Source organism: Streptomyces nanshensis, assembly GCF_001751255.1.
GTDB classification, from domain to species: domain Bacteria; phylum Actinomycetota; class Actinomycetes; order Streptomycetales; family Streptomycetaceae; genus Streptomyces; species Streptomyces nanshensis_A.
Window position 1 is genome coordinate 1 of sequence record NZ_LJGW01000121.1, and the last position, 9,418, is coordinate 9,418.

The 9,418-nt window shown below is 71.9% G+C and carries 7 protein-coding genes; 5 read left to right on the plus strand and 2 right to left on the minus strand.

The features are described from left to right. Window positions 1-849 precede the first annotated feature (849 nt). Together AN218_RS07025 and AN218_RS07030 are read left to right on the plus strand one after the other, a co-directional pair. Entirely contained in the window at window positions 850-2,229 is a 1,380-nt protein-coding gene (locus AN218_RS07025) for an APC family permease (protein ID WP_070015897.1), read from the plus strand. Window positions 2,230-2,315: 86 nt separating this feature from the next. Continuing rightward, entirely contained in the window at window positions 2,316-3,020 is a 705-nt protein-coding gene (locus AN218_RS07030; RefSeq protein ID WP_070015898.1) for a TIGR03086 family metal-binding protein, read from the plus strand. A gap of 49 nt (window positions 3,021-3,069) precedes the next feature. On the opposite strand, the gene AN218_RS07035 is transcribed toward AN218_RS07030, so the two are convergent. Next, on the minus strand, window positions 3,070-3,945 hold the full coding sequence (locus AN218_RS07035) for a MurR/RpiR family transcriptional regulator (protein WP_070015899.1): 876 nt from the start codon (window positions 3,943-3,945) through the stop codon (window positions 3,070-3,072). 269 nt (window positions 3,946-4,214) lie between these two features. On the opposite strand from AN218_RS07035, the gene AN218_RS07040 reads away from it, so the two are divergent. After that, a complete protein-coding gene (locus AN218_RS07040) occupies window positions 4,215-5,702 on the plus strand; it encodes a purine-cytosine permease family protein (protein ID WP_070015900.1) in 1,488 nt (495 codons plus the stop codon). Window positions 5,703-5,712: 10 nt separating this feature from the next. Continuing rightward, entirely contained in the window at window positions 5,713-6,174 is a 462-nt protein-coding gene (locus AN218_RS07045; RefSeq protein ID WP_070015902.1) for a hypothetical protein, read from the plus strand. Between the two features lie 477 nt (window positions 6,175-6,651). Here AN218_RS07045 and AN218_RS07050 read toward each other — a convergent pair whose 3' ends face one another. Next, window positions 6,652-8,043: a cystathionine beta-synthase gene (locus AN218_RS07050; protein ID WP_070015901.1), complete on the minus strand. Its 1,392-nt coding sequence runs from the start codon at window positions 8,041-8,043 to the stop codon at window positions 6,652-6,654. A 398-nt stretch (window positions 8,044-8,441) separates the two neighbouring features. On the opposite strand from AN218_RS07050, the gene AN218_RS07055 reads away from it, so the two are divergent. Then, on the plus strand, window positions 8,442-9,418 hold a 977-nt coding region (locus AN218_RS07055; RefSeq protein ID WP_070015903.1), incomplete at its 3' end, for an SGNH/GDSL hydrolase family protein.

The following is a 9,418-nucleotide window of genomic DNA, read 5'->3' on the forward strand; positions in this document are numbered from 1 at the left end:
CGCCCCGCAGCGGTGCGTGGGCCCCGGGGCCTGCGGCCCGGGGCGGGAACCCGCGCACGGCGCGCACCGCGAAGTGCCGTGCGTACACGCCCCGTTCGGGGCGTAGCCCCTGGCGGGGTGGGACCGCGCAGGTCGGGGTGCAGGGGTTCCGGCCCTGCGGTGCGCTGACGCGCCCCACAGGACCTTCGACACCTGACCCGCCGTACGACACCCGTCACCGAAGGTTCCCGATCTCCGCACGGAACCGAAACCTTGCCCGGACGGGACCGCACAGGTCGGGGTGCAGGGGTTCCGGCCCCGCGGTGCGCTGACGCGCCCCACAGGACCTTCGACACCTGACCCGCCGTACGACGCCCGTCACCGAAGGTTCCCGATCTCCGTACGGAACCGAAACCTTGCCCGGGTGGGACCGCGCAGGTCGGGGTACGGGGGTTCCGGCCCTGCGGTGCGCTGGCGCGCCCCACAGGGCCTTCGACATCTGATCCGCCGTACGACGCCCGTCACCGAAGGCGTCGCCAACGACCGTACGGACATGTGCACTTCCGGACCACGGACGGGCCGAGCCTGGTCGACGACCCGACACCACGCACGGACCGTCACCCGCCTCACGCCGCACGAACCGGTCCGGGAGAGGGGCGCCAGCCCCTCGTACGGGCCGGAGACCACGCGCACCCCGAAGTCCCGTACACACGCCCGCCGTTCAGACGGAAACGAAACAGGGCCGCTCGAAGTCCCGTACACACGCCCGTCGTTCGGACGGACGCGGAACAGGAACCGGCCCGACCCCAGTACGAACGTGCGGCTCTCACACCCCGTGCACGTCCCGGCCCCGGTGGGAAACTACGGCCCATGCCGGAATCTCACGAAGCCCCAGACGACCAGGGACCCGTCGACAGCCAGGCGCCCGACGGGGTGCCGCTCGTGCGGGCCATCGGGCCCAAGCTGCTGATCCTCTTCATCGTCGGGGACATCCTCGGCACGGGCATCTACGCGACCACCGGCGCCGTCGCCGGCAAGGTCGGCGGCGCCCTGTGGCTGCCGTTCGTGATCGGCTTCGCGGTGGCGCTGCTGACCGCCGCCTCGTACGCGGAGCTCGTCGGCAAGTACCCGCGGGCTGCCGGTGCCGCGCTCTACACGCAGCGGGCGTTCCGGTTGCCGTTCCTGACCTTCATCGTCGCGTTCATGGTCATGTGCTCGGGGCTGTCGTCGGCGAGCGCGGCGGCCCGCGCCTTCGCGGGCGACTACCTGGGCGAACTCGTCGACATCTCCCCCACCCTCGTCGCGATCCTCTTCGTCCTCGCCCTCGCGGCGCTCAATCTGCGCGGCGTCTCGGAGTCGGTGAAGACCAACGTCGTGCTCACCGTCGTCGAGCTGACGGGGCTGCTGATCATCGTCGGCATCGGGATCGTCGCGGTGTTCGCGGGCGAGGGCGACCCGGGGCGGCTCGGGCAGATCCAGACGTCGGGCGACACCGGTTACGCGGTGCTGACGGGCGTCATGGGCGCGACCGCCCTCGGCTTCTTCGCGTTCGTCGGCTTCGAGGACTCGGTGAACATGGCCGAGGAGACGATCGATCCGACCCGTAACTTCCCCCGCGCGCTGTTCATCGGCGTCGGTCTCACCGGCACCGTCTACATCCTGGTGGCGCTGGTCTCCTCGCTGCTGGTGGACCACCGGGTGCTGGAGAAGTCCAGCGGTCCGCTGCTGGAGGTCGTCAAGGCCGCGGACGTCAGCTTCCCGCCCGAACTCTTCGCCGTCATCGCCCTGTTCGCCGTCAGCAACTCCGCGCTGATCAACATCATGATGGCCTCGCGCCTGTGCTACGGCATGGCCAACGAGGGCATCCTGCCCGGCGCCATGGGACGGGTCCTGCCGCACCGGCGCACCCCCGTCGTCGGCATCGTCTTCGTGACGCTGATCGCCGTCGCGCTCGTCTCCACGGGCGAGATCGAAGGGCTCGGCGACACGACGTCCTTCCTGCTGCTGTGCGTCTTCGCCGTCGTCAACGTCACCGTCCTGGTGCTGCGCAAGGACCGCGTGGAGCACCGGCACTTCCGTACGCCGACCGTCCTGCCCGTCGTCGGCACGATCGCCACCGCTCTGCTCGCCAGCCCGCTCACGGACCGTGAGACGGACGTGTACGTACGGGCGGGGCTGCTCGTCGCGCTGGGCGTCGTGCTGTGGGCGGTGAACCGGGTGGTCATGGGAATCGCCGCGCGCCGCCGATGAGTTCGGGCCTCCGGACGGGTCGGTAGGGGCAGCGGACGGACCGGCCGTCCCCCGTCCGGAGACGGAGAAGGGCAGGCGGGGAGGCGATGGACGACGGCACTCCGCACGCCGGTGCCGCACTGCTGGAGCGGGCCGTCGGCTATGCGCTGTGCGCCGTACGGGGCGTACGGCCGTGGGCGCTCGGCGCTCCGACGCCGTGCGCGGACTGGGATCTGCGGGCGCTGCTGTGGCACACGGCCGACTCGCTCGCCGCGCTGTACGAGGGGATCGAGGACGGGTACGTCGCCCTGCCGGACGAGGCAGGCCCGCGGCCGGACGAAGCCCAACCGCGCCCGGACGAACGGGAGTCGGGACCGGGCTCCCGGGACGCCGGCGATCCGGCCGCCGTCTTCCGTGCGAGGGCGTCGCGGCTGCTGGGGGTGTGGGCAGCGGCCGGCGGCGACGGCGGGCTCGTCGCCGTCGGAGGTCTGCCGCTGCCCGCCGCGGCGCTCGCGCACGCCGGTGCGCTGGAGATCGCCGTACACGGCTGGGACATCGCCCAGGCAGCGGGGCTGCCACGGCCCGTACCGGCGGCCCTCGCCACCGAACTGATGCGTACGGCACGGCAGTTGGTGCCCAGCCCGGCGGTGCGGCAGCCGCTGTTCGGGCCGCCGCTCACCGTCCCGGCGGAGGCCGATCCGAGCGACCGGCTGGTGGCCTTCCTGGGACGGGACCCGTACGGGAGCAGGCGCGCCAGGCGCCGCGAGGGCGGCGGGCCGGACGTCAGAGGGGGCCGCGCCGCACCCGCCTGACGACGGTACGTCGAAACAGACGGGCGGGGCACCGCGCCGGGCACCGCGCTCACTCCAGGAACAGTCCGCGCTCCGCCGCCCGCGCGTCGAACTCCTCCAGCCTGGCCTGCGCTTCGGGCAGCCCGTCGCACATCGCCTCCAGCAGCACCCGCCCCAGCAGCATCGGCGCGCACGCGGTGTCGAAGGCCAGCCCCGTGCCGACGGCCGCCGGGAGCAGCAGGTCCTCGGGGTGTGCGACGGGCGCGAAGGCGCTGTCGGCGACGGTCACGATCCGCAGCCCCGCGCCCCGCGCATGTCCGAGCGCCTCGGCGACCTCCTTCGGGTGACGCGGCAGCGCGAAGCACAACAGCACGTCCGCGCCCGCCCGTACACATCCGTCGATGCGCTCGGCGAGCATGCTGCCGCCCTCGTCCAGCAGCCGTACGTCCGCGTGGACCTTGGAGGCGAAGTACGCGAAGCCGCGCGCCTGCGCGGAGGCCGCGCGCAGCCCCAGCACGGGCAGCACGGGGCTCGCGGCGAGCAGCCGCCCGGCGCGCTCCACCGGCGCGGGGTCGGCGAGCAGCGTGGCGAGATGGCGGAGGTTGTCGATCTCGGCGTACACGGCCTGCTGGTAGGCGTTGTACGGATCGGACCCGTCGTCCTCACCGCCCCCGCCGGGGCCCGCGGACGACCCGGTACCGAGCCCCGCCGCGGGCGCGGACGCACGCAGATGCCGCCGGAGCGCCGGATAGCCGTCGAAGCCGAGGGCGACGGCGAAGCGTGTGACGGACGGCTGGCTCACACCGGCCAGTTCGGCCAGTTCGACGCTGGAGAGGAAGGGCGCGTCGCCGGCCTGCCGCACCATGCAGTGCGCGATACGGCGCTGGGTCGGCGTGAGCCGGTGCCCCTCGAAGAGCTTCAGCAGCCGCGCGCTCGCGCTGCTCATCCCGTCCTCCCGACCTGGCCGTACACCGGAGATTCACACCTCGACCCTTGACATCTATTCACTACAGAACGACTGTGCATGACTATATGCAGTCGGGCAAGGGAAGTCCGGATGATCAGCTCGATAGCGGTTGCACCCGCCTCCGGCCCGGCCGTGGCCCCGGTCCCGGTCCCGGCTCCGCCTCTGCCGCTGCCTCTGCCCACGCCCCCGTTACCCCTCGCGCCTCCCCACGAGCCGACGGCCAGGAACGGAAAGGCAGGACGAGCACGATGCCCACCCCCCTCGTAGAACGCCGCTCGATCGACGTCGTACCGGACGGCGAACGGCACGGCGGCGCCTTCAGCCAGTTCACGCTGTGGCTGGGCGCCAACCTCCAGATCACCGCCGTCATCACCGGCGCGCTCGCCGTCGTCTTCGGCGCGGGCGCCTTCTGGGCGATCGCCGGGCTGGCCCTCGGGAACGTGCTGGGCGGCGCCGTGATGGCGCTCCACTCCGCACAGGGCCCACGGCTCGGCCTGCCCCAAATGATCTCCTCCCGGGCGCAGTTCGGCGTACGGGGCGCCATCGTGCCGCTCGCGCTCGTCATCGTGATGTACATCGGCTTCTTCGCCAGCGGCAGCGTGCTCGCCGGGCAGGCGACCGGCAAGCTGACCGGGCTGGGCGAGACGCCGGGCATCGTCCTCTTCGCGCTCGTCACGGCGGTCGCCGCCGCCGTCGGCTACCGCCTCATCCACGCCCTGGGCCGCATCGCCTCGCTGATCTGCGCGCTGGCCTTCGTCTACCTCGGGGTGCGGCTGCTCCAACGCGCCGACCTGGCAACGCTGTTGGGCGACCGCTCCTTCGAACTCCCCGTCTTCCTCCTGGCGGTGGCGCTCGCGGCCTCCTGGCAGCTCGCGTACGGCCCGTACGTCGCCGACTACTCGCGCTATCTGCCGCGTTCGACCTCGGCGCGCGCGACCTTCTGGTGGACGCTCGCCGGTACGGGCCTGGGCTCGCAGTGGTCCATGACCTTCGGGGCGCTGGCCGCGGCCGCCGCGGGCGGGGCCTTCGTCGGGCACGAGGTCGAGTACGTCGTCGGCTTGGGCGGCACCGGACTCCTCGCCGCGGCCCTCTACTTCGTCGTCGCGCTCGGCAAGCTCACCATCAACGTGCTGAACACGTACGGCGGTTTCATGTCGATGGTCACCAGCGTCAGCGGCTTCCGCGGACAGGCCGTGCTCTCGCCGCGCGCACGTGCCGCGTACATCGGCGTGATCATGGTGGCCGGCACGGCGCTCGCGCTGCTCGGCAAGGACAGCTTCCTCACCTCGTTCAAGGACTTCCTGCTCTTCCTGCTGACCGCCTTCACGCCCTGGTCCGCGATCAACCTCGTCGACTACTACCTGATCGCGAAGGAGCGCTACGACCTGCCGGCGCTCAGCGATGCCGGGGGCCGCTACGGGGCCTGGCGGTGGCGGGCGCTGAGCGTGTACGCCGTGGGGCTGCTGGCCCAATTCCCCTTCCTGGCCACGCACTTCTACACGGGGCCGCTCGTCGGGCCGCTGGGCGGAGCGGACGTCTCCTGGATCGTCGGCCTCGCCGTGCCCGCGCTCGCGTACTGGCTCCTCGCACGCCGCCACACCGCGCACCTCCCGGAACGTACGGTCCTCGGGCCCGCCGTCGAGGCGGACTGCCCGGAGGCCACGGACGGCGGTGGGGCGCGGCCACCCGCCGATACGGGGGCTAGCACCACTGCCGGGGAGGGCCCGCGCGCGTAGCGTGCTGCGCATGGAAGCCCGCGACCCCGAACTCACGCGAGAACTCAACGCGACGCTCCAGACCCGCAGGGAACTGGGCCAGGAATACGACGAGGAGCTGATCGACTCCTTCCTGGAGAAGTTCGACAAGCGGCTGGAGTCGGTCGTCGACAAGCGGATGCGCCGTCAAATGGCCGAGCAGCAGATGGCCGTGGCACGCGGCGTCACACGGCCGCAGGGCAGCGGTTCGCCCTCGTATCCGGAAGGCATGGGCGCACGGCTGACGGCCGTCGTCTCGCTGGTGCTCGCGGTGCCGCTGTCGGCCATCGCGGCGGTCAACACGGGGCTGCCCGGACTGCTGGTGTGCTGGATCGGCATCGTCGCGGTCAACGCCGTACAGCCGCACCGGAATCTGCTCTCCTTCGGCTGGAACAGGGACCGGGACCGCGACGGGGAGCGGGAGTCACGCAGCAAGGACGACGACTGGGGTTAGGGCGTCTGGCGTCCGGCGTCCGGCCGCTCGGCACGGGGCCGCGCCCGTCCGGTCCGCTACAAGGGGGAAGCGGGAACCGGGGGTTCGGGGAGGGGATCCACGGGAGAGCCGGGGCAGGGCGCTCCCCGAGGGGGAGCGCCCGTACCGGGCGTCCAAGCGCCCGGCCCCCGCGGCGGAGGGCCGCCGCACCCCGAAGCGAGCGCCGGGGCGGGACGAACGACGGCCCTCCGCGGGGATACACGCCGGTCAGGACCGGTCGCGTCCTGGCGTCCGACAGGTCCGGGAGCCGCTCCGGAGTTCCTCGACGCCGACACACACCACTGTGCGGGAGACGTGTCAACCACAGGTTTCAGGGCCGTGACACTCTCTCGCGACTTCGTTCGCCGCCGGTTTCCACGGACGTCGGTCATGCCGCCCGTACGCCCGTCGCCAGGTCGCAGGGCTCACTTCCCCGTACCGCTCACTTCCCCGTACCGCTCACTTCGTTATGCCGCTCGCGAGATACGCCAGCAGGTCCTGCCTGCTGACGACACCGACCGGCTTGCCCTCCGCCAACACCACGGCGGCGTCGGCCCCTTCGAGCACCGGCATCAGATCGTTGACGGACTCGCCGGACCCCACGTGGGGCAGCGGCCCGCTCATGTGCTTCTCCAGCCGGTCGCCCAGCGAGGCCCGCTGCGCGAACAGCGCGTCCAGCAGCTCGCGTTCGACGACGGAGCCGACGACCTCGGCGGCCATCACGTCCGGATGACCCGCGCCCGGCTTCACCACGGGCATCTGCGAGACGCCGTACTCGCGCAGCACCTCGATCGCCTCGCCGACCGTCTCCTCGGGGTGCATGTGCACGAGCGAGGGGATGGGGCCCTCCTTGTGGCGCAGCACGTCCCCGACGCGTACGTCGGTGGCCTCGCCCTCCTCCAGGAAGCCGTAGTCGTTCATCCACTCGTCGTTGAAGATCTTGCTGAGGTAGCCGCGTCCGCCGTCGGGCAGCAGCACGACCACGACGTCGTCCGGGCCGAGCCGCCTGGCGACCTCCAGCGCACCCATGACGGCCATGCCGCACGAGCCGCCGACCAGCAGGCCCTCCTCCTTGGCGAGGCGGCGCGTCATCTGGAAGGAGTCCTTGTCGGAGACGGGCACGATCTCGTCGGCCACGTCACGGTCGTAGGCGTCCGGCCAGAAGTCCTCGCCGACGCCCTCGACGAGGTACGGACGTCCGGAACCGCCGCTGTAGACGGACCCCTCGGGGTCGGCGCCCACGACCTGGACGCGGCCCTCGCTGACGTCCTTGAGATAGCGGCCCGTTCCGGAGATCGTGCCGCCGGTGCCGACGCCCGCGACGAAGTGCGTGATCCGGCCGTCCGTCTGCTGCCACAGCTCCGGGCCGGTCGACTCGTAGTGCGAGCGCGGGTTGTTGGGGTTGCTGTACTGGTCGGGCTTCCAGGCGTCCGGCGTCTCGCGCACGAGCCGGTCCGAGACGTTGTAGTACGAGTCGGGGTGCCCCGGGTCGACGGCCGTCGGGCAGACGACGACCTCGGCGCCGTACGCCCGCAGGACGTTGATCTTGTCCGTCGAGACCTTGTCCGGGCAGACGAACAGGCAGCGGTAGCCCTTCTGCTGGGCGACGATGGCCAGCCCGACACCGGTGTTGCCGGAGGTGGGCTCGACGATGGTGCCGCCCGGGCGGAGTTCGCCGGACGCCTCCGCCGCCTCGATCATCCGCAGCGCGATCCGGTCCTTCACGGACCCGCCGGGATTGAAATATTCGACCTTCGCGAGAACAGTGGCCTGGATACCCTCCGTGACACTGTTCAGCTTGATCAGCGGGGTGTTGCCGACAAGGTCGATCATGGACTCGTGATACTGCAACGTGGTCTCCGCGCGTCCGTGGGCAGCGTCGTTGCGTGCCCTTACCGTCACGATATTGCGCAACACGCGCACACCGGAGGCCCGTTGCGAAGGTTGCAGAGCGGTCCCCACGGGGCAACACAGTGTTAGGGCGCTCAGCCCGCACGTCACACGACACGCACCGAGCGCTCACAGCGACTACCCAATCACGGTGCCTCTTCATGCACTCCGGCACCACCCACCAGGGGTTACGGGAGCAGCCGGGAAAGACCCGGAAGCCCCGCCCGCGGCGGCACTCACGCCACGGGAGACGCGACAGAGCACACAGAGCACACAGCACGCACGGAACACAGAGCACAGCACCGGACACACGCACAGGGCACGGACAACGAATCATCTGCGGGAGGCGGACCAGAAACATGCCGATGTCGAAGGCGGCGAGCGCAAGAGTGGCCCGGCGGATCGCGACCGCGGCCGCATACGGCGGCGGCGGCCTGAGCCTGCTCGGAGGCGCCGCGGTCGGGCTGCTGTTCACCGAGGCGCAGCTCGCCAAGCGGAAGATCGGCGGCTCGGACGACGAACCCCCCAAGGCGGACGGGGTCTACGGCACGGCCTTCGCGGGCCAGCACCCGGGACGTCCCGTACGCCTCGGCGTCCTGGGCGACTCCACGGCGGCCGGCCAGGGCGTGCACCTGCCCCGCCAGACCCCGGGCGCGCTGCTCGCCTCCGCGCTCGCGGCCGTCGCCGAACGCCCCGTCGAGCTGCGCAACGTGGCCCTGCCGGGCGCCCAGTCCGACGATCTGGAACGGCAGGTGACGCTGCTGCTGAGCGAGCACGACCTCGATCTCGCGCCCGACGTCTGCATCGTGATGATCGGCGCGAACGACGTCACCCACCGGATGCCGCCGTCCCACGCGGTGCGGCTGCTGTCCGACGCGGTGGCGCGGCTGCGCACCGCGGGCTGCGAGGTGGTCGTCGGCACCTGCCCTGATCTGGGCTCGATCGAGCCCGTCGGACAGCCGCTGCGGTGGGTCGCGCGGCGCCTGAGCCGGCAGCTCGCGGCGGCGCAGACCATCGCCGTGGTCGAGGAGGGCGCCCGTACGGTCTCGCTCGGCGACCTGCTCGGCCCGGAGTTCGCGGCACACCCCCGCGAACTCTTCGGACCGGACAACTACCATCCGTCCGCCGAGGGTTACGCGACGGCGGCCATGGCGATACTGCCGACGCTGTGCGCGTCGCTGGGCCTGTGGCCGACGGAGGACGAGCGTCCCGACGCGGCACGGCGCGAGAGCATCCTGCCGGTGGCGCGGGCGGCGGCCGAGGCGGTCGCCGAGGGCGGCACGGAGGTCGCGGGCGTCCGCGGCCCGTGGGCCCTCCTCAAGCACCGCCGCCGCCG

Coding starts and splice junctions, on each gene's coding strand:
- AN218_RS07025 (WP_070015897.1), top strand. CDS start 850: ATGCCGGAATCTCACGAAGCCCCAGACGACCAGGGACCCGTCGACAGC.
- AN218_RS07035 (WP_070015899.1), bottom strand. CDS start 3,945: ATGAGCAGCGCGAGCGCGCGGCTGCTGAAGCTCTTCGAGGGGCACCGG.
- AN218_RS07045 (WP_070015902.1), top strand. CDS start 5,713: ATGGAAGCCCGCGACCCCGAACTCACGCGAGAACTCAACGCGACGCTC.
- AN218_RS07030 (WP_070015898.1), top strand. CDS start 2,316: ATGGACGACGGCACTCCGCACGCCGGTGCCGCACTGCTGGAGCGGGCC.
- AN218_RS07040 (WP_070015900.1), top strand. CDS start 4,215: ATGCCCACCCCCCTCGTAGAACGCCGCTCGATCGACGTCGTACCGGAC.